Here is a 1063-nt window from a genome sequence, read left to right as displayed (position 1 = left end):
CTCGCGGATCGTTAGACTAGGGGCCGTACTGACTCATGTCGTTTGAGAGGTCTCGTGGCCGCAGCCGGCTGCAACCCATGACCGATTCCGTCTCCCCGTCCGACCAACGGACCGTCACCCGCATCGTCGTCCCGGGCGCGCACAGCATGGTAAGCCTGCTGGGCCACCAGGACGAGCTGTTGCGTGTCATCGAACAGGCCTTACCGTCCGACATCCATGTCCGGGGCAACGAGATCACCATTACCGGTCATCCGGACGAGAACGCACTGGCCGCCAAGCTCTTCGCCGAACTGATCGCTCTGTTGGAGTCCGGCACGGAACTGACGCCGTCCCACGTCAACCACTCGTTGTCGATGTTGCGCAGCGGTGGCGATGAGCGGCCTGCCGAGGTGCTCACCCTCAACATCCTGTCTGGCCGTGGGCGGACGATCCGTCCCAAGACGTTGAATCAGAAACGCTATGTGGACGCGATCGACGTCCACACGATCGTGTTCGGCATCGGCCCGGCCGGCACCGGCAAGACCTATCTGGCCATGGCCAAGGCCGTGCAGGCACTCCAGTCAAAGCAGGTGAACCGGATCATCCTGACCCGGCCCGCGGTCGAGGCGGGAGAGCGGCTCGGTTTCCTACCCGGCACGCTTTACGACAAGATCGACCCGTATCTGCGACCGCTCTACGACGCCTTGCACGACATGGTCGATCCGGACTCGATCCCACGACTGATCCAGAGCGGAACCATCGAGGTCGCGCCGCTCGCGTACATGCGCGGCCGGACCCTGAACGACGCTTTCATCATCCTGGACGAGGCGCAGAACACCTCCGGTGAGCAGATGAAGATGTTCCTCACCCGGCTCGGTTTCGGTGCCAAGATCGTTGTTACCGGGGATGTGACCCAGGTGGATCTGCCCAGCGGAACCCGCAGCGGCCTGCGTGTCGTCCGCGAAATCCTCGACGGCGTTGAGGACGTCCACTTCGCGACGTTGACCAGCACGGACGTGGTACGTCACCGGCTGGTCAGCGACATCGTCGACGCCTATGCCCGCTGGGACGCGGCAAGCGCGCC

1 protein-coding gene is annotated in these 1063 nt (G+C 63.8%); it reads left to right on the top strand.

The genetic code is table 11. From position 1 onward, the window contains the following. Positions 1 to 77: 77 nt before the first annotated feature. The coding region (locus tag U9980_RS04330) for a PhoH family protein (protein WP_322766783.1) at positions 78 to 1063 on the top strand (986 nt) is incomplete at its 3' end.

The sequence above is a fragment of the Protofrankia sp. Cr1 genome (genome assembly GCF_963555865.1).
In the GTDB taxonomy this organism is placed as follows: domain Bacteria; phylum Actinomycetota; class Actinomycetes; order Frankiales; family Frankiaceae; genus Protofrankia.
The sequence above is the reverse complement of the archived record's forward strand: the minus strand, read 5'-3'. Positions and strand labels throughout refer to the sequence as shown.